Raw genomic sequence first — 17,885 nt, 5'->3', positions numbered from 1 at the left:
CTCTCGTTGCCAAAGAAGAGACCGGGCTTGGGTACCGGCCAAAGGGCGCAATGTAGGGGCTCGCCCGCCAAGTTGCAAGTCATCCCCCGCGCCACCGCGCCGGGTAAAAGATTACTTCTGTCATGCGTGTTTACCCATGCAGGGCGTATAAAAAAACCGTACCATGGGCGCCATATAACCAAGGAATGATGCCATGCTTGATCGTTTGCCTTTTTTGGTGGGGCTGCGCTACGTGCGCGCTAAACGCCGAAACCACTTTATTTCGTTTATCTCGTTGATTTCGATGCTGGGTTTGACGCTGGGCGTCACGGTGTTGATTCTCGTGCTGTCGGTGATGAACGGCTTCGACTACGAGCTGCGCACGCGCATTCTGGGCATGGTGCCGCACACCAAGATCGAGTATCAGCCCGGGCTCGTCGAGTGGGAGGCGCTCGCCGACCGGCTGATCGAGCGCGACCGCGTCATCGGCGTGGCCCCCTACGTGGAGCAGCAGGGCATGTTCTCGGCCAGCGGGCGCAACGAAGGCGCCATGGTGACCGGTATCGACCCGGCCTGGGAGGATCAGGTATCGATCATCGGCGATCACATGCGCCGGGGCGAGCTTGAAGATCTAGCGCCGAACGAGTGGAACGTGGTGCTGGGCTCGATACTGGCCAGCCGCCTGGGCGTCGGCGTCGGCGACCGGGTGACGCTGCTGGTCCCCGAGGCCTCGATTACTCCGGCGGGCGTCTTTCCGCGCCTCAAGCGCTTTACGGTCAGCGGTATCTTCAGCGTCGGGGCCGATCTCGACGGCAGCCTGGCCTACGCCAACATCGAAGACATGCAGACCCTGGCGCGCCTTGGCGACGCCATCGGCGGCCTGCGCCTCGAGCTCAACGACCTGTTCGTGGCCGGTAGCGAAACCCAGGCGATCGTCAACGACCTGGGCCCGGGCTATGTGGGCCGCGACTGGACCTTTACCCAGGGCAGTCTGTTCCAGGCGATTCAGATGGAAAAACGCATGATCGGGCTGTTGCTGACGGTGATCGTGGCGGTCGCTGCGTTCAACATCGTCTCGACGTTGGTCATGGTGGTCACCGATAAGCGCGCGGATATCGCTATTTTGCGCACCCTCGGCGCGACGCCGCGCTCTATCATGGGGATCTTTATCGTTCAGGGGTTGACCATTGGCATCATCGGCATCGCCCTGGGGGTGTTGGCCGGGGTGGTGCTGGCGCTGACGATCTCGGATGTCATCGGCTGGTTCGAAGGCATCACGGGTATTCAGTTCCTCGACTCCGGCGTCTATTTCGTCAGCCACCTGCCGTCGCGGCTGCTGTTCGACGATATTCGTAACATCGTGCTGGCCGCTTTCGGTCTTACTTTCCTGTCGACGCTTTATCCCGCCTGGCGGGCCGCGCGCGTACAGCCGGCGGACGTACTGCGCTATGAATAAGGACGCGCCCATGAACTCAACGATTTCCCAGGCTCCGGTCATGCTTTCCTGCCAGAACCTGACCCGCGTATATAGCGTCGGCCCCCAGGAGTTGACGGTGCTGGATCAGCTCAATCTCGAGGTGCGCGCCGGCGAGCGCGTCGCCGTGGTGGGTAGCTCCGGTTCCGGTAAAACCACGTTGCTGAATATGCTGGGCGGGCTGGACCGGCCAAGCGAGGGCAGCGTAATGATCGCCGACGAATCCCTGGCCGGGCTCAATGAAACGCAGCTGGGCCGCTTTCGTAATCGCTATATCGGCTTTGTATACCAGTTTCACCATTTGCTGGCCGAGTTCAGCGCCGTCGAGAACGCGGCGCTTCCCTTGATCATTCGGGGCCAGCGTAAAAAAGCCGCCGAAGAGCGGGCGATGACGATTCTGGAGCGGGTCGGGATGAAGTCACGGGCAGAGCACAAGCCCGGCGAGCTTTCCGGCGGCGAGCGCCAGCGCGTGGCGATCGCTCGGGCGCTCGTGACCGACCCAAGCCTGGTGCTGATGGACGAACCCACCGGCAATTTGGATCAAACCACCGCCAGCACCATTTTGAGTTTGATGGACGAGCTTGCCCGAGAGAGCGCCTGCGCGTTCGTGATCGTGACCCACGACGTGGCCCTGGCGGCTCACCAGGACCGGGTCCTGCGTCTTAATGCGGGAAGGCTGCAAGAGGAAGTGACAGCGCCCGTTTAGGGCGCTTCGTCTTGCTCGTCCAGTTCCGCTTCCATGGTCGCCCGGCGCTGCTGGCGTTTGAGCCGGCGGCGCTTCCAGCTTTGCGAGACGTGCCAGCGCCAGATCAGCCGAATGATCACGTTGGCCGTGACGGCGAGAATCAACGCCGTCACGATAGAGCCTAGAAAAAGAGGCGGAAGCAGGTCGTGCATCTGCTCGGCCAGCCAGCGGGTCGAAATACGTGACGGTGCCTCGCGCACCGGCGCGCCCATCAAAAACGTTCCCACCCGATAGTTGAAATAAAAGATCACCGGCATGGTCAGCGGATTGGTAATCCAGACCAGACTCACCGAAAGCGCCAGGTTGCAGCGCCCGATGCGCGCACCCAGTGCCGCGACCATCATCTGTAGCGGGATGGGCAGCATGGCGCAGAAAAGCCCGACGCTAAAGGCGTTGGCGACACTTCTGCGGGTCAAGAGCCACAATCCGGGGTCGGCAATCAAGGGCGCCATGAAGCGAAGCGAACGCTGGCGCCTTAACGTATCGGGCTTGGGCATGTAGCGCTGCAGGAAACGGCGCGGCATGTCGGTTACTCTTTGAAATAGTGCGCTCTATTATCCACATCGCACGGCGTTTAGGCTACGCCGAGCGTTGAACGCCGGCCACGGAGGGGACGATGCGGGCAGGGGGAGTCATACCGGCGGCGCTGGCAGCGCTTGGCGGGGCGCTTTTGGCATGGCTAAGCGGCCCCGGCGGGCATTTGGGCGTGGCCATCGGCGCGATCCTGCTGGCCGCGCTTTTGATGATCAACCGGGCGCCGCGCACGTTTGCCCTGCTTTTGATCGGTGCCTGGGTGTTCGTCGGGATTCAAGTTGAGTGGCAGCGCGCGCTCCCCGCAGGGCTTGGTGGCGAGGATCTCCTGGTCGAGGCGCGCGTCGATAGCGTTAAGCCCCTGGCGGGCGCGACGCGGCTGACGCTGCGCGTTGACCGGTGCGCAAGCCCGCCCCATCGCTTGAGCTGCGAGTCGCTCAAACGCGTGCGCGTCACGGCCTACAGCGATACATCGTATCGAGCCGGCGAGCAGTGGCGGCTGACGCTTAGATTGCGCCCACCGCGCGGTTTTACCAACCCCCATACCTTCGACTACGCCCAATGGCTTTGGCGCGAGGGCATCCACGCGACGGGCTACGTACGTGAAAGCCCCGCACCGCTTCGCTTGAAAGACGCACGCTCTACGCTTAAAAAGCGCGCACTTGCGAAAATCGCGGACACCGACCTTGCCGATCGAACCAGGCGCTGGCTGGCCGCACTTACGCTGGGTGAGAGCTCTCAACTGACCCAGGACGACTGGGCGCTATTGAACGCCACCGGCACGACGCACCTGGTGGTGATCTCCGGGCTGCACGTCGGGCTGATCGCTTCGTTGGTTTTACTGATCGCCCGGTTTGCGGCACGCATGTTCACCCCGCTCGACTGGCGGCTGCGTGCCTGGCCCTGGTGGGCGGCGGGCGCCGCCTGCGTGGGCTACGCCTTACTGGCCGGTATGGGGCCGCCTGCCATGCGCGCCATGGTGATGACGCTGCTCGGGCTCTGGGTGCTGAGCGGGCGCCACGCGCCCGGGCCCTGGCAGGCCTGGTGGCTGGCGCTTTTATTGATCGTGCTGCTCGACCCGCTAGCCCTTTGGCGCCCCGGGCTTTGGCTCTCCTTTGTCGCGGTCGGGTGGCTGATCGTTATTTGGCAGGGCCGCGCCCGGCCTTCGGGGGTGAAAGGCTGGTGCTGGGCGCTGGTGCGCACCCAGCTATTGCTGGCGCCGCTCATGGCGGCGGCGGTCCTGGTCGCCTTTGGGCGGGTAGCCCCGGGCGCGCCGCTGGTGAATCTGCTGGCCGTGCCCTGGGTCAGCTCGCTCATGGTGCCGCTGGCGCTACTTGGTTGGCTGTTGGCGCCGCTTCCCTACGTTGGCGTGTTCGTGTGGTGGGGTTTTGAGCAGGCGCTCGGCGTTTTTCATGGACTGTTGAGCCTGACCCTCGGCGCGGCGCCGCTTTGGGAGCCCTCGGCGTCGCTCAAGCTGCCGCTGGCGGCGGCCCTGTTGCTCGTGGCGCTTTGCTTTGGGCTTGCCTTCGTGCCGCGTTGGCTGCGCGCGGCGGCGCTGCTGGTGAGCGCCGCGCTTGTCCTGGCGCATCAGCCGAGCGCTTTGGCGCCGGGCGTTTTACGCGTCACCGTATTCGATGTGGGCCAGGGGCAACTGGTCGAGCTCGAGAGCGCGTCCTGGCGCATGCTTTACGATACCGGTCCGCGCTTTCAAAGCGGCTTCATGCCGCTGGAGACGCTTTGGGCGCCGGGTCAGCGCTTCGATCGGGTGATGGTCAGCCACAGCGATATCGACCACGCCGGCGGGGTGGCGGCCCTGTTGCGCGAACATCGCGCCGCACAGTGGCGGGCGCCCCAGGGCGAGGCCTTGCCCGTTTCGTTCGAGCACTGCGTAAGGGGCCAGCACGAAGAGCACGACGGCGTCAGCTATCGCGTGCTTTGGCCGCCGGCGGGGGAGAATCAGCTAACCCCCAACGAGCGCTCCTGTGTGCTGGAGGTCAGCATTGGCGAGCACCGGCTTTGGATCACCGGTGACGTGGGCCGTGACACCGAGCGCCGCCTGGTGGGTGACATCGAATCCCCCATAAGCGTGCTGATCGCCGGGCATCACGGTAGCCGCACAAGCTCCGGCGTTCAGTTCGTCCGCGCCAGCCGCCCGCAGCACGTGGTGTTCAGCGCCGGGCGGGATAACGCTTTCGGCCATCCGGCGGATGACGTCGTGCGCCGTTTTCGACGAAACGGCAGCTGTCTTTGGAGCACCGCCCAGCACGGGGCGCTGACGTTTTACCTAAAAGCGGGCCGTGAGGTCGAAGTGTCGCCGCAGCGCGGCATCGATGGAGGGCGTAAGCGGTGTTGATACGCGGCGCCTTAAGGTAGAATCCTGCGCACTGCACATCACGCCAGGAGCCCGTGTGACCGATTCGAGTTGGGTGTTGTATAAACGCTTACTGAGCTACGTAAAGCCGCACTGGAAAATGTTCGCGCTGGCGATCATCGGCTTTTTGATTTACGCCGCCTCCAGTACGGCGCTGGCCGAGATGATGAAGCGCCTGATCGACGGAATTCAAAATCCGGACGCGGCGTTTCGCTTCTTTTTGCCGCTGTTCGTCGTGCTGATGTTCGCCTCCCGCGGGATCGGCACGTTTTTGAGCACCTATTACATGGCCTACGTGGGGCGCTATGTGATCCATACCCTGCGCTGCGATGTGTTCGATCATATGCTGCATCTGCCCGGGCGTTTTTTCGACCAGCACTCGAGCGGGCATCTGGTGTCGCGAGTGACCTACCACGTCGAGCAGGTGGCGGGGGCGGCGACCAATGCGGTCACCGTGATTCTGCGCGAAGGGCTGTTCGTCATTGGGCTGGTGCTTTATCTGCTCTGGACCAACTGGATGCTCACGCTGCTGTTTCTGGGCGTGACGCCGGTGATCGCGGTCGTGGTGAGCTTCGTGAGCAAGCGCTTTCGCAAGATTTCCAAACGCATCCAGAACTCCGTGGGCGACGTGACCCACGTGGCGTCCGAAGCGCTGTCCGGCTACCGCGTGGTGCGTACCCATGGCGCCGAAGCCTTCGAAAAGCAGCGCTTCGAGAAGGCCAGTGAAGAGAATCGCCGCCAAAGCATGAAGCAGGCGATGACCCGGGCGGTCAGCTCGCCGGTGATTTTGATGCTGGTGGCGGTCTCCATGGCGCTATTGGTGTGGCTGGCCATGGCGCCCGCCTTCATGGCGAATATGACGCCGGGCGAGTTCGTCGCCTTCATCACCGCCGCCGCGCTGATGATCAAGCCGGTGCGCCAGCTCACCGAAATCAACGGCGACATTCAAAAGGGCTTGGCCGCTGCCGCCGAGCTTTTCGGGGTGATGGACCTTAACGTCGAGCCGGATAACGGCACGCGGGAAGCGAAGGGCTTGAAAGGCGACGTGCGCATCGAAGGGGTGAACTTTCGCTACGACACCGACCAGCCCGACGTGCTCCACGATATCAACCTGCATATACCGCCGGGGGAAATGGTCGCGATCGTTGGCCGCTCCGGTGGCGGTAAATCGACGCTGGTGGGGCTTCTGCCGCGCTTTTACCGGCCCACCGAAGGACGCATTTTAATCGATGGCGTGAGCGCCGATGAGTACGCACTAAGCGGGCTGCGTCAGCAGATCGCCATCGTTTCGCAACAGGTGACGCTGTTCAACGCAAGTATCGCGGCCAACATTGCCTACGGCGTGGACGATCCGGATCTTGAAAAAGTGAAACAGGCCGCCGAGGCCGCCTACGCCAGCGAGTTCATAGAAAAACTGCCCCAGGGCTATGACACCGTGGTGGGCGAGAACGGCCTGATGCTCTCCGGCGGACAGCGCCAGCGCCTGGCCATTGCGCGGGCGATCTTCAAGGATTCACCGATTCTGGTCTTCGACGAGGCGACCTCGGCGCTCGACTCCGAGTCCGAACGCTACATTCAAAAGGCGCTGGAGCACGTTTGCCAGGGCCGCACGACGCTGGTGATCGCCCACCGCTTGTCGACCATCGAGCGCGCGGACCGAATACTCGTCATGGACCAGGGGCGCGTGATCGAAGAGGGCACCCATCAGGCGCTGCTGGAAAAGCGCGGGGCCTACGCCGGCCTTCATCAAATGCAATTTCAGGAGCACGTGTGAGCTTTGCAAGCCGCTGGCTGGAGGGCGTTTATAAAAAAACCGCCCGACAGGCGCCGTGGCTTGTACCGCTGTACCCGCTGGGCGCGCTCTACGCCGCGGTGATGGCGCGGCGCTTCCACGCTTATGCGTCGGGTAAAAAGCCCGTTTGGCGGGCACCGGTGCCGGTCATCGTGGTGGGCAATATCACCCTGGGCGGGACCGGCAAATCGCCGCTGGTGGCCTGGCTTGCCAATCTGCTCCAGCATCACGGATGGCGACCCGGTGTAGTGACCCGTGGCTACGGTGGCCGCGCACCGCGCTACCCGCTGGTGGTGAGTGATACCACCAGCCCCGCCCATAGTGGTGACGAGCCCCTGATGCTTTTCAAACAAACCGGTGTGCCGGTGGTGGCGGACCCCAGACGAACCCGCGGGGCTAAAAAGCTGATCGAGCTGGGTTGCGATATCGTGATCAGCGACGACGGCCTGCAGCACCTGGCGCTGGCTCGGGATATCGAGCTATTAGTCGTCGACGGCGCCCGGGGGCTTGGCAACCAGCGCTGCCTGCCCGCCGGGCCGCTTCGCGAGCCGGCCCAGCGCCTTTCAAGCGTGGATGCGGTAATCGTCAACGGCGATTTGGCCGAGGCGCTGCCGGTCGAGGCGGTCGCGATGACGCTTGCCCCGGCGCGGTGGCGGCGGGTAAGCACCGGTGAGCACGCAGCACTGACACCGCTGCCGTTCAAGTTGCCGGTTCACGCCGTGGCGGGTATCGGCAACCCTGCGCGCTTTTTTAAAACCCTCGAAACACTTAACGTAACGGGTGAGATGCACCCGCTTGCAGACCACCAGACGTTTACGGCGCGTACCTTTGACTTTACGTCCAGGCGTGCGCTCGTGATGACGGCCAAGGACGCGGTAAAGTGTCAGTCGCTCGTTCCTTTTGACAGCTGGGCACTGGAAGTCGACGCCGAGCTGCCCGGGGAATTCGAAGCCTGGCTGCTCGAAAAGCTGGTAACGCGGCCTACGAATAGATCACTATCGACGAACACAGACGAGGAAGGCGCTCATGGATAAGGAACTCTTGGCAATGCTGGTTTGCCCACTTTGCACCGGTAAACTCGACTACGACCGCGAGGCGCAGGAGCTTACCTGCCACTACGACGGTCTGGCCTATCCGATTAAACAAGACATTCCGGTGATGTTGCCGGAAGAGGCGCGGGTGCTTAGCGCCGACGAGAAGCTCAACCGCTCACCGGGGCGTACAGGGCAGGCGTGATGACGGTACCAACGACCGACGACTTCATCGTCGTCATTCCCGCGCGGTTTAACTCCTCGCGGCTGCCCGGTAAACCGCTCATGGAGATCGCCGGTGAGCCCATGGTGGCCCACGTATGGCGGCGCGCCTGCCAAAGCCTTGCCCGCCGTGTCGTGGTGGCGACCGACGATGCGCGCATCGAGGCGGCACTTTTGCCCTATGGGGCCGAGGTGGTCATGACCCGGGACGATCATCTCTCCGGCACGGACCGGCTGGCCGAGGTGGCGGATATTTTAGGGCTTGCAGGCGATACGCTGCTGGTCAACGTACAGGGCGATGAGCCGCTGATTCCCCCGGCGCTGATCGATCAGGTGGCCGAGCGTTTGGCGTGCGATGCCGACGCCGCCATGGCCACCCTGGCCGAGCCTATTCACGATATCGAGACGCTTTTCAATCCCAACGCGGTAAAGCTCGTTCGCAACCACGCCGGGCGGGCGCTCTACTTCTCCCGCGCGCCGATTCCTTGGGACCGGGAGCAGTTCGCGCAAAAGCCGAGCCTTTTGAATACCGATGCCTGGCTCAGGCACATCGGCATTTACGCCTACCGGGCAAGCTTTTTGAGCGCTTACCAGAGCATGGCGCCTTCGCAGCTCGAACAACTCGAGCAGCTCGAGCAGCTACGCGCGCTCCAGCATGGCCACATCATCCAGGTAGCGCTTGCCTGCGAGCCCAACCCTGCCGGGGTGGATACCTTCGAGGATCTTGCCAAGGTGCGCTTACTCATCGACCAAGCGGAGTCTCAATGACGCGGGTACTGTTCGTCTGTTTAGGAAACATTTGCCGCTCGCCCAGCGCCGAAGGCTTTTTTCAAAAGGCGCTGGTCGAGGCGGGTTTGCAAGGTGAAATAGAAGTGGACTCTTGCGGCGTGGGCGATTGGCACCTGGGCAAGGCCCCGGATGCGCGCGCCCGGCAAGCGGCCAGCCGCCGTGGCGTGGATATCAGCCATCTGCGTGCTCGAAAGCTAAGCGTCGAGGACTTCAGCCACTTCGACTACGTATTGGGGATGGACCACGCCAACATGGACGCCATTCGCGCGCTGGCGCCCCGGGATAGCCGCGCCCGCACGGCGCTTTTTCTGTCCTACGCCGACAGCGTCGAGGCCGAGGTGCCGGACCCTTACTACGGTGGCGAGGAGGGCTTCGAGCACGTGCTGGATCTGATTGAGTCGGCCTGTCAGGGCCTTCTCGACGCTATCAGGAAGGGGTGAGGGTGGCCTATCTAACCCCCCGGGTGGACCTGACCCTTGCCAATACGCTGAAGCTTCCCTGCCAGGCGGCCTTTGGCGCTCGTCCGGCCACGCTCAACGAACTACGCGGCGTGCTCGAACAGTGCTGCGCAAACAACCTGGCGATCACGCTACTGGGCGGGGGCAGCAACGTGTTGCTGCCCGAACGTTTCGAGGGCGCGGCGGTGACGCTGGCCTTCGACCAGTGGTGGATAGAGACTCGCGGGCGCGAAGCCACCGTGTTCGCCGGCGCCGGCGTCAATTGGCACGAGCTGGTCATGGCGCTTGCCGCGCGGGGCTGGTGGGGGATCGAGAACCTGGCGCTGATCCCCGGTACCTGCGGCGCTGCACCGGTACAAAATATCGGCGCTTATGGGGTCGAGCTCAAGGACGTGATCGAAGGCGTCCAGGTCATGGAGCTTGCCAGCCAGCGGGCTTACTGGCTAACGGCCCAGGCGTGCGGCTTTGGCTATCGCGATAGCGTATTCAAAAACGCGCTGAGTGGGAAAGTGGCCATTACTCGCTTGGCGCTGAAGCTTACCCGCGATGGCGCCCCCCGGCTTGGCTACGGCGACCTGGCCCGCCGCGTACCCGCCAACGCCGGCCCGCTGGAGGTGGCGCAAGCGGTGGGCAGTGTGCGTCGGGAAAAGCTTCCGGACCCGGCAACGCTTGCCAATGCCGGCAGCTTTTTCAAAAATCCGGTGGTCGAGGCCGAGGCGGCGAAGGCGCTAGCCGAGCGCTACCCGGACATGCCGAGCTTCCCCCAGCCGGACGGGCGCTGCAAGCTGGCGGCCGGTTGGTTGATCGACCAGTGCGGGCTCAAGGGTAGCCGCGAAGGCGCATTTGGCGTACACGCGCGTCAGGCGCTGGTGCTGGTTCACTTTGGCGGTGGTACCCGCGAGGAGCTTTTAAGCTTTGCCCGGCGCATCATGGAAACGGTGCGCCAGCGCTTTGGCGTTACCCTGGAGCCGGAGCCGCGGGTGGTCTAGCGCCGTTGGTGACCCCTGCGCTTTTGTAAGACATAAAAAAACCCCGCGCCAGGCGGGGTTTTTTTGCGCACGCGGTTTACTCCTGGCCGGTGCTGCCTTGCTTGCGCTTTTCACGCGGGTCGTTATGCGCCCGCCTGCGGCGCTTGGGCGCCGTTGTGGGGCTGGCGTCCTCTTCCTGAGGCTGGCTTACCTGCTCGGAAGCCTCGACCTTGTCGGCCATGTCGTCAGAGCGCTTTTGGGCTTCGTCCGTGTCAGTGGCCGCGGTGGGCTCTGACTCGTCCGAGGCTTGCTCCAGCGGTGCGGCCTCGGCCAGCGTAGACGGGCTGGCTTGCTCGGTTTCCGCCGAAAGGTCGCTTTCCGCGGAGGTCAGGGGTGCATCCGTCGCCTGGTCGGCTTCGCGCTTTTGCGGCGCTGCCTCGGCTTCGACGTGCACTTCACGCGTCTCCTCGACAGGCGCCTGCTCCTCGACGGGCGCGGCGTTTTCACGCTGCTCGTCAGCCGCAACGGAGCTGGCGGGCTCGGTCTCGAGCGCTTGTGGAGCGGCGTTTTGCTCGAGGGTTTCAGCCTGAGGGGTTTGTTCGGCTAGCGTGGCCTCTACAGGCTGGGGCACTTCGCGGGTCACCTCATCCTGAGCGCTTGTCGGCGCACCGTCTTGCTCGAGCCCGTGTTCGGCTTCGGCTTCCACGGCGGGGGCGGTGGTTGCCTTAACCTCTTCGGCCTGCTCGACCGCGTCGGGCTTGGCGTCGTCGACGGGCTTGTCGGCCTCGGCTACCGGCGCCTCGGATTCTACCGGCGCCGCTTTGGCCGCGGGCGACTCGAGCGTTTCGCTCGGGGTCGCCTGGCCAGAGGTGTCCGCAGCGGCGTTCTCGGCAGGCGCTTCAACGGCTGCTTCGGTCGTCGGAGCGACGCTTTCCGGCGTTTTCTCCTCGGCTACCTGGGCGGCGACTGGCTCGCTAACCGGGCCTGGGGCGTCGCTGGCCGTATCCTCCGGCGCTGGCGCCTTGGCGGCTTCGGCTTGAAGCGCTAGCTGCTCGGCTTCGGCTTTTGGATTGACGGCCTGCTTGCGCGAGCGGTTGCGCGGGTTGTTGCGCGTACGCTTGGGCTTGCCGTCGTCCTTGGGGGCGTCCTGCTGGGCCTCGGGTTTCGTCTCGGCTTTGGCTTCCTGCTTGGGCTCAGACTCCTTGGCACCACGGTTCGATTCGCTTTTAGGCTTGTTGGCTCGGCCATTTTCCTGAGGCGTCTCTTTGGCGCTGTCCTTGCCAGCGTCCCGGGGCTTGTCGCGGCGGCTATCCGAGCGCTTGTTTTGCGGCGCCGGGGTGCTGGCTTCGCTCTGATCGGCCTGGCGCTCGCTTTGGCGTGCGGGTTTGGCGGCGTTTTCGCCCTGTTTCTGCTCGCTGCCCGGGGCGTTACGGCGACGATTGCGCGAGCGGCTCGGGCCGCTACGCTTATCGCTGGCGTCGTCCTGGCTCTTGGCGGGGGCGGTGCTGCGTGCATCGGAGGCGCTCGGCTCGCTTCGCGGTGTGGCGCTTTCCGGGCGTCTCTCGCGGGCGGGCTTGTTGGCGCGCTCGCCGCCGCGCTCGCTGCTTTGCGTCTTACGGGCAGCGGGTTCGGCAGCCGGCTTGCTCTCGGGGCTTGCGGTGTCGTCGCTGCCGAGGAGCTTGGCAAAGCCGCGGATCAAGCGGCCCAGTACGCCGGACTCGGCGCTATCGGCGCTTTCGACTCTGGCGCTACTGGCCGGGGTTTCTTCGTTTTGCAGCGACGCCGGCGCCGGGGCGTTATGGGTCACGGTCTTGACCGCGGCTTCGGCGCGCTGGGCCGGCGGGGCGAAGCTTGCGTCGGGCTCTTTACCGACCTCGGTATCCAGGGACAGCTCGTAGCTTGAAAGCGTATGGCTTTCGTCTTCGTCGAGGTGGTCGTTACGCAGGCGCTGCACGTCGTAGTGCGGCGTGTCCATGTCCGGGTTGGGCAGCAGTACCACGCGAACGTCTTGCCGCGCTTCGATATCGGCGAGCACGCTGCGCTTTTCGTTCAGCAGGTAGGTGGCGACCGGCACCGGCAAAATGGCGCGGATCTGGGCGCTACGCTCTTTCATGGCTTCTTCTTCGATCAAGCGCATGATCGAGAGCGACAGCGAACGCACATCGCGAATGGTGCCCTGGCCGTTACAGCGCGGGCAAACCACGCCGCTGGTTTCGCCAAGCGAGGGGCGCAGGCGCTGGCGCGACATTTCCATCAGGCCGAAGCGGGAAATTCGCCCGACCTGTACCCGCGCACGGTCGAGCTTGAGCGCGTCGCGCATGCGGTTTTCCACTTCGCGCTGATTGCGCGCCGGGCCCATGTCGATGAAGTCGATGACCACCAGGCCCCCGATATCGCGCAGGCGCAGCTGCCGGGCGATCTCGTCGGCGGCCTCGGAGTTGGTCTGCAGGGCGGTCTCTTCGATGTCGCTGCCCCGGGTGGCCCGCGCCGAGTTGATATCGATGGAGACCAGCGCTTCGGTGTGGTCGATCACGATCGAGCCGCCGGAGGGCAGCTTCACTTCGCGCTGATAGGCGGTTTCGATCTGCGATTCGATCTGAAAGCGCGAGAACAGCGGTACTTCGTCGGTATAAAGCTTGATCTTCTGCTGGTAGGAGGGCATCACCTGACGGATGAAGCTCAGCGCCTCGGCGTGGATCTCGGGGCTGTCGATCAATACCTCGCCGATGTCCTGGCGCAGGTAGTCGCGCATGGCGCGAATGATCACATTGGATTCACGGTAGACCAGAAACGGCGCCGGGCGTTTGGAGGCTTCCGCGGTTACCGATTCCCACACCTGGGCGAGGTAGTCCAGGTCCCACTGAAGTTCTTCGGCGCTTCGGCCGATACCAGCGGTGCGCACGATCAGGCCCATCTTGTCCGGCACGGTCATCTGCGACATGGCGTCTTTTAGCTGACTGCGGTCGTCACCCTCGATGCGCCGCGAAATGCCGCCGGCCCGGGGGTTGTTGGGCATCAGCACCAAAAAGCGCCCGGCCAGGCTGATAAAGGTGGTCAGCGCCGCCCCTTTGTTGCCGCGCTCCTCTTTATCGACCTGAACGATGACTTCCTGACCCTCTTTCAGGACTTCCTTGATGCTGGGTCGGCCGGAAACGTCCTTGAGGAAATATTCCCGGGAAATCTCTTTTAGCGGCAAAAAGCCGTGGCGCTCGGCGCCGAAATCGACGAACGCCGCTTCGAGCGAGGGCTCGACGCGGGTGATTTTGCCGCGATAGATGTTGGCTTTTTTCTGTTCGCGCGCGCCGGATTCGATATCCAGATCGTACAGGCGTTGGCCGTCGACGAGCGCAACCCGCAGCTCTTCTGGCTGGGTTGCGTTGATGAGCATTCTTTTCATGGTGTCTCGCAAAGCGTGTGCACCGATGCGCCGTCAAGGCGGTAGCGTCGACGAATCGCTTTTGCTGCGTGCTTGTGCTCGGCGCATGGCTATGCTGACGCATTGAACCGGGGGCGTGGTGGCCCGCCGGTTGGTGGGCGTTGAGTACGTGGCGGAGGCAGGACGTGTTTCGGTGGCTTGTGCGTCCATCCGGCCCTGCTGACACCGCCAACACCTGGCATTCATCGATTCGTCAACGCCGGTATCGGCACAGCGTTGATCCTGACGCCCAAGGTCGAGAAGGTGCAGCAAAGCGGCTCGGCCTTGGACGTTACGTGTATTCAAATCACTCATGGCGGCCAATCAGGTAGCGCCATGGACTCTATCGTTTGAAAAACGGTAGAGGTCTTTCATTTCTAACCTTCGGTCATGGGTAATGCGTACACTAATCCATAAAACCTTTGCTCGGGCCTGCGTGTTAGTCGGGCAGGCGCTTGCGTATGGCGTAAGACGAGAGGCGGGCGCTTAAAACGCGATGACCGCAGCGTTCGTCGGGCTGACCTTACGGTGGGTCACGCCATACCAATGAGCCGCCTCGAATATAACAGTAAAGCCAACCGCCAGCAATTGACGCAATGGCTCGAGCACTACGTTAGAATGGCGCTTTAGCCTGATATTGTAAAAACCGACCAGGAGCATGCGGCGATGGCCGAAGGGCGTGAAGTACAGTGGGTGGAGATCGCCCCGGAACAGGCGGGTCAGCGTATCGATAATTTTTTGATGACCCGTTTAAAAGGGGCGCCCCGCGCCTTGATCTATCGCATCGTGCGTAAAGGCGAGGTGCGCGTTAACAAAAAGCGCGTCAAGGTCGACTACCGGCTAACCTCCGGCGATCTGGTCCGGGTGCCGCCGCTGCGTTTGGCGCCCCGGGAGGCGCAAAAAGAGGTGAGCGACAACCTGCGTGACTTGCTGGTCGGCAGTGTGATCATGGAAGGCCCGGACTGGATGGTGCTCAACAAGCCTTCGGGGCTGGCGGTCCATGGCGGTAGCGGGGTGAAGATCGGTTTGATCGAGGCGCTTAGGCAGGTGCGCGATGACCTGAGCTTTTTGGAGCTTGTCCACCGGCTCGACCGCGACACGTCTGGCTGCCTTCTTCTGGCCAAATCCCGCGAGGCGCTGGTCACGTTAAACGAGTCGCTTAAAAAGCACGGCATGGACAAACGCTACGTGGCGCTGGTCAGCGGGCGCTGGCCGGCGCGTAAGACCTACGTCAGTGCCCGGCTGGATCGTTATGATGCCGGTAACGGCGAGCGTCGTGTGCGGGTCGACCCGAACGGCAAGGTCTCGCGCACCCACTTCCAGGTGCTCGAAACCTTCGAGAAGGCCACGCTGATCGAGGCCGAGCCCGTGACCGGGCGCACCCACCAGATTCGCGTACACGCCACTCACGCAGGCCACGCGCTTTTGGGCGATGACAAGTACGCCACTAAAGAGAGTAATTACATGACCCGCCAGCTCAAGGTCGAACGGCTTTTTCTTCACGCCCGCGCGTTGACCTTTCCCGAGCCGGGTAACGGGCGCCCGGTCACGGTGAAGGCGCCGCTGCCCGAGGCGCTGGAATCCGCGCTTGCTCGCGCGCGCCGTTAAGGAGCAATCCATGCGTTTTGAGCTCATCATTTTCGACTGGGACGGCACGCTGATGAACTCGGTGCCGAAAATCGTCGCCTGTATGCAGGCCGCCGCTCTGGAAGCCGAGTGGGGCGAGCTCGCGGTGAGCGATATCGAAAACATCATCGGCTTGGGCCTTCCCGAAGCGATTGCGACTCTCTGCCCGGGCATTCGACCCGCCCAGGCCGAGACCCTCAGGCAGCGCTACTCGCACCACTTCGTACATCTGAACACCACGCCCATGCCGTTTTTCGACGGGGTCGAAGAAGGGCTCGAGCGCCTGCGCTCAACGCCCGGTCAGCGGCTGGCGGTGGCAACGGGTAAAAGCCGCCGCGGGTTGGACCGTATTTTTGAACAAACGCATAGCGGCGGTTTTTTTCACGCAAGCCGCACCGCCGACGAAACCCGCTCCAAGCCCCACCCGCAAATGCTCAACGAGCTTTTAACAGAGCTCGATGTCGACGTGTCGCGGGCAGTGATGGTGGGGGATACCGAGTATGATCTGGAAATGGCCCGCGCGATCGGTATGGATCGGGTCGGGGTGACCTACGGTGTGCATACACCGGCCCGTTTGAAAGCGAGCGAACCCAAGTGGGTGGCACACAGCGTGGATGATCTCTTCAACTGGCTTGACGGCACCAGGCCGGCAACCTTGTAACCGACTGCGTACAGGAAACATGACGATGGCAACCGATAAAGAACAGCAGGACGCCCGGCCGCGGCGGCGCCTGGATGAGCAAGGCGCGGCGGATCGCTGGACCCAAGGCCCGGAAGTCAGCGCCGCCAAAGGCCAGGAGAGCACGGCCGGGGCAGCAAACGATACCAGCGAAACGCTTCGCGAGCGCCAGCGTCTGGCCCAGATCGAGATGATGGATCGCTGGATCGGCGGTGTGCTCACCGAACAGCGCCGCAGTCGGCGCTGGAAGCTCTTCTTTCGCCTATTGATCCTCTTGGTGGTGCTGTCGGTCATCTCCTTTACGGTGTATCGCGCCTTCTTTGCGGAATCCGGCAGCGCCGCCCCCGCTCAGGAGCACCTGGCGCTTGTCGAGGTACGTGGCGTTATAGCGGGCGACTCGCCGGCGAACGCCGAGCGCATCATCAAAGGGCTCAACCGGGCCTGGGAGGCCGACAGTGCCACCGCCGTGGTGCTGCATATCGACAGCCCCGGTGGAAGCCCGGTGCAGTCCCAGCGGGTCTACGCCGAAATCATGCGCCTTCGCGAGCAGGGCGATAAGCCGATCATTGCGGTCATCGAGGATATCGGCGCCAGTGGCGCCTACTACATTGCCTCCGCCGCCGATGTCATCGTCGCCTCGCCGGCGAGTCTGGTCGGCTCGATCGGCGTGATCTACGCAGGTTTCGGTTTTCAAGGGGCGATCGATCAGCTGGGTGTCGAGCGCCGCGTGATGACCGCCGGTGAGAACAAGGCGTTTTTGGATCCCTTTCAGCCAGTGGATGAAGACATTGCCGCGTTCTGGCAGGGCGTGTTGACCCAAACCCACCAGCAGTTCATCGACGACGTCATTGCCGGACGAGACGGCCGCTTGGTCGAAAGCGACGAGCTTTTCTCGGGGCTCATTTGGAGCGGCGAGCAGGCCATGGAGCTTGGGCTGATCGACGAGCTGGCAAGCCTGGAACAGGTCGCCCGGGATCAGGTGGGCGAGGCGGTGTGGGAAGATTACACGCCTCGCCTCGATCCGTTCGAGCGTCTTACCCGTCGCTTTACTGGTGCTGCGGCCGAGATTCTGGGCATTGAAAGCACTCAGTCGCCGCTGCGCTTTCAGGCGCGCTAACGCTAGCGCTCGCCGAGCGGGTCCATGCCCGCTTGGCGGAGAAGCCCGCAAAGCGCGATCAGCGGCAGGCCGATCAGCGCGTTGGGGTCGCGCCCGTTGAGTGATTCGAAAAGCGTGACCCCAAGCCCTTCCATACGAAAGCTGCCGGCGCTATCCAGCGGCTGCTCGAGCGCGACGTAGCGGGCGATTTCCGCTTCGTCGAGCGTGCGAAAGATTACTTCGAAAGGCTCGACATGCACCTCGCTTTGACCGGTTCGCGTATCCAGCAGCGCAAGGCCGGTAAGAAAGGTGACTTTATTGCCGGAAAAACGGGCCAGGTTGGCGCAGGCGCGCTCGGCGGTGTGCGGCTTGCCGAGAATCTCGCCGTCGAACAGCGCGATCTGGTCCGAACCGATGATCAAATGGTGGGGAAAGTGCTGGGCAACGGCGCTGGCTTTACCCAGCGCCAGCCGGCGCACCAGTGCCTCGGGTGCTTCATCGGCCTGGGGCGTTTCGTCGATATCCGGCGATAAGCACTGGTAAGGCAGCGCCAGGCGGTCGAGAAGCGCCTTGCGAAAGCGTGAGCTCGAGGCGAGTACCAGGGGGGCGTTAGCGGTTTCGGGCACTGCATTCTCCATTGGGTAAGTGGTGCGTTTAAATGATGCGCTCCCGCGCCTGGGAAGCGGTGGGATACGTGGTGGCTAAACGC

General features: G+C 63.4%; 15 protein-coding genes. 12 read left to right on the top strand and 3 right to left on the bottom strand.

What is annotated here, in order from left to right; genetic code table 11:
* The first annotated feature begins 193 nt into the window (after nt 1-193).
* Complete coding sequence (locus tag ACWHXT_RS09830; protein WP_447926183.1) at nt 194-1,435, top strand: lipoprotein-releasing ABC transporter permease subunit; 1,242 nt, start codon at nt 194-196, stop codon at nt 1,433-1,435.
* Between the two features lie 10 nt (nt 1,436-1,445).
* Nucleotides 1,446-2,159, top strand: a complete 714-nt coding sequence (locus ACWHXT_RS09825; RefSeq protein WP_447529001.1) for an ABC transporter ATP-binding protein — start codon at nt 1,446-1,448, stop codon at nt 2,157-2,159.
* Here the strand turns inward: ACWHXT_RS09825 and ACWHXT_RS09820 are convergent.
* A complete protein-coding gene (locus tag ACWHXT_RS09820) occupies nt 2,156-2,722 on the bottom strand; it encodes a DUF2062 domain-containing protein (protein WP_447955704.1) in 567 nt (188 codons plus the stop codon). The genes ACWHXT_RS09825 and ACWHXT_RS09820 overlap by 4 nt on opposite strands.
* Nucleotides 2,723-2,814: 92 nt before the next feature.
* Between ACWHXT_RS09820 and ACWHXT_RS09815 the strand changes: the two genes are divergently transcribed.
* The 7 genes from ACWHXT_RS09815 to murB are packed head-to-tail and all read left to right on the top strand — an operon-like array spanning nt 2,815 to nt 10,381.
* Complete coding sequence (locus tag ACWHXT_RS09815) at nt 2,815-5,082, top strand: DNA internalization-related competence protein ComEC/Rec2 (RefSeq protein WP_447955703.1); 2,268 nt, start codon at nt 2,815-2,817, stop codon at nt 5,080-5,082.
* 55 nt (nt 5,083-5,137) lie between these two features.
* Nucleotides 5,138-6,874 (top strand): lipid A export permease/ATP-binding protein MsbA, encoded by a 1,737-nt coding sequence (gene msbA, locus ACWHXT_RS09810; protein ID WP_447955702.1) that lies wholly within the window; start codon nt 5,138-5,140, stop codon nt 6,872-6,874.
* Nucleotides 6,871-7,926, top strand: a complete 1,056-nt coding sequence (lpxK, locus tag ACWHXT_RS09805) for a tetraacyldisaccharide 4'-kinase (protein ID WP_447955701.1) — start codon at nt 6,871-6,873, stop codon at nt 7,924-7,926. The genes msbA and lpxK overlap by 4 nt, the downstream gene beginning before the upstream one ends.
* The gene (locus ACWHXT_RS09800; protein ID WP_447955700.1) at nt 7,919-8,128 is read left to right on the top strand and encodes a Trm112 family protein; all 210 of its coding nucleotides are present in this window, start codon (nt 7,919-7,921) and stop codon (nt 8,126-8,128) included. The genes lpxK and ACWHXT_RS09800 overlap by 8 nt, the downstream gene beginning before the upstream one ends.
* A complete protein-coding gene (kdsB, locus tag ACWHXT_RS09795; RefSeq protein WP_447955699.1) occupies nt 8,128-8,913 on the top strand; it encodes a 3-deoxy-manno-octulosonate cytidylyltransferase in 786 nt (261 codons plus the stop codon). Before ACWHXT_RS09800 ends, kdsB begins: the two co-directional genes overlap by 1 nt.
* Nucleotides 8,910-9,374: a low molecular weight protein-tyrosine-phosphatase gene (locus ACWHXT_RS09790; protein ID WP_447955698.1), complete on the top strand. Its 465-nt coding sequence runs from the start codon at nt 8,910-8,912 to the stop codon at nt 9,372-9,374. Before kdsB ends, ACWHXT_RS09790 begins: the two co-directional genes overlap by 4 nt.
* Before the next feature lie 2 nt (nt 9,375-9,376).
* Nucleotides 9,377-10,381, top strand: coding sequence for a UDP-N-acetylmuramate dehydrogenase (gene murB, locus ACWHXT_RS09785; RefSeq protein ID WP_447955697.1), 1,005 nt, complete (start codon nt 9,377-9,379; stop codon nt 10,379-10,381).
* A gap of 76 nt (nt 10,382-10,457) precedes the next feature.
* Here the strand turns inward: murB and rne are convergent, their stop codons facing one another.
* Nucleotides 10,458-13,757 (bottom strand): ribonuclease E, encoded by a 3,300-nt coding sequence (rne, locus tag ACWHXT_RS09780; RefSeq protein WP_447955696.1) that lies wholly within the window; start codon nt 13,755-13,757, stop codon nt 10,458-10,460.
* A gap of 684 nt (nt 13,758-14,441) precedes the next feature.
* Here rne and ACWHXT_RS09775 point away from each other — a divergent pair.
* The 3 genes from ACWHXT_RS09775 to sppA are packed head-to-tail and all read left to right on the top strand — an operon-like array spanning nt 14,442 to nt 17,197.
* Nucleotides 14,442-15,383 carry an RluA family pseudouridine synthase gene (locus ACWHXT_RS09775; protein ID WP_447955695.1) on the top strand — a complete coding sequence of 314 codons (942 nt, stop codon included), beginning with the start codon at nt 14,442-14,444 and terminating at the stop codon, nt 15,381-15,383.
* Nucleotides 15,384-15,393: 10 nt separating this feature from the next.
* Complete coding sequence (locus ACWHXT_RS09770; protein ID WP_447955694.1) at nt 15,394-16,062, top strand: HAD-IA family hydrolase; 669 nt, start codon at nt 15,394-15,396, stop codon at nt 16,060-16,062.
* 25 nt (nt 16,063-16,087) lie between these two features.
* Nucleotides 16,088-17,197: a signal peptide peptidase SppA gene (sppA, locus tag ACWHXT_RS09765; RefSeq protein ID WP_447955693.1), complete on the top strand. Its 1,110-nt coding sequence runs from the start codon at nt 16,088-16,090 to the stop codon at nt 17,195-17,197.
* Between the two features lie 2 nt (nt 17,198-17,199).
* Here the strand turns inward: sppA and ACWHXT_RS09760 are convergent, their stop codons facing one another.
* The gene (locus ACWHXT_RS09760; protein WP_447955692.1) at nt 17,200-17,802 is read right to left on the bottom strand and encodes a Maf family protein; all 603 of its coding nucleotides are present in this window, start codon (nt 17,800-17,802) and stop codon (nt 17,200-17,202) included.
* Nucleotides 17,803-17,885 lie beyond the last annotated feature (83 nt).

Source organism: Vreelandella halophytica, from assembly GCF_968193635.1.
The sequence above is the reverse complement of the archived record's forward strand: the minus strand, read 5'-3'. Positions and strand labels throughout refer to the sequence as shown.

What these genes read in the sequence shown, in the direction of transcription:
- ACWHXT_RS09800 (WP_447955700.1), top strand. Translation starts at nt 7,919, where the DNA reads ATGGATAAGGAACTCTTGGCAATGCTGGTTTGCCCACTTTGCACCGGT.
- kdsB (WP_447955699.1), top strand. Translation starts at nt 8,128, where the DNA reads ATGACGGTACCAACGACCGACGACTTCATCGTCGTCATTCCCGCGCGG.
- sppA (WP_447955693.1), top strand. Translation starts at nt 16,088, where the DNA reads ATGGCAACCGATAAAGAACAGCAGGACGCCCGGCCGCGGCGGCGCCTG.
- ACWHXT_RS09790 (WP_447955698.1), top strand. Translation starts at nt 8,910, where the DNA reads ATGACGCGGGTACTGTTCGTCTGTTTAGGAAACATTTGCCGCTCGCCC.
- ACWHXT_RS09825 (WP_447529001.1), top strand. Translation starts at nt 1,446, where the DNA reads ATGAACTCAACGATTTCCCAGGCTCCGGTCATGCTTTCCTGCCAGAAC.
- ACWHXT_RS09815 (WP_447955703.1), top strand. Translation starts at nt 2,815, where the DNA reads ATGCGGGCAGGGGGAGTCATACCGGCGGCGCTGGCAGCGCTTGGCGGG.
- ACWHXT_RS09770 (WP_447955694.1), top strand. Translation starts at nt 15,394, where the DNA reads ATGCGTTTTGAGCTCATCATTTTCGACTGGGACGGCACGCTGATGAAC.
- ACWHXT_RS09830 (WP_447926183.1), top strand. Translation starts at nt 194, where the DNA reads ATGCTTGATCGTTTGCCTTTTTTGGTGGGGCTGCGCTACGTGCGCGCT.
- ACWHXT_RS09820 (WP_447955704.1), bottom strand. Translation starts at nt 2,722, where the DNA reads ATGCCGCGCCGTTTCCTGCAGCGCTACATGCCCAAGCCCGATACGTTA.
- rne (WP_447955696.1), bottom strand. Translation starts at nt 13,757, where the DNA reads ATGAAAAGAATGCTCATCAACGCAACCCAGCCAGAAGAGCTGCGGGTT.
- ACWHXT_RS09775 (WP_447955695.1), top strand. Translation starts at nt 14,442, where the DNA reads ATGGCCGAAGGGCGTGAAGTACAGTGGGTGGAGATCGCCCCGGAACAG.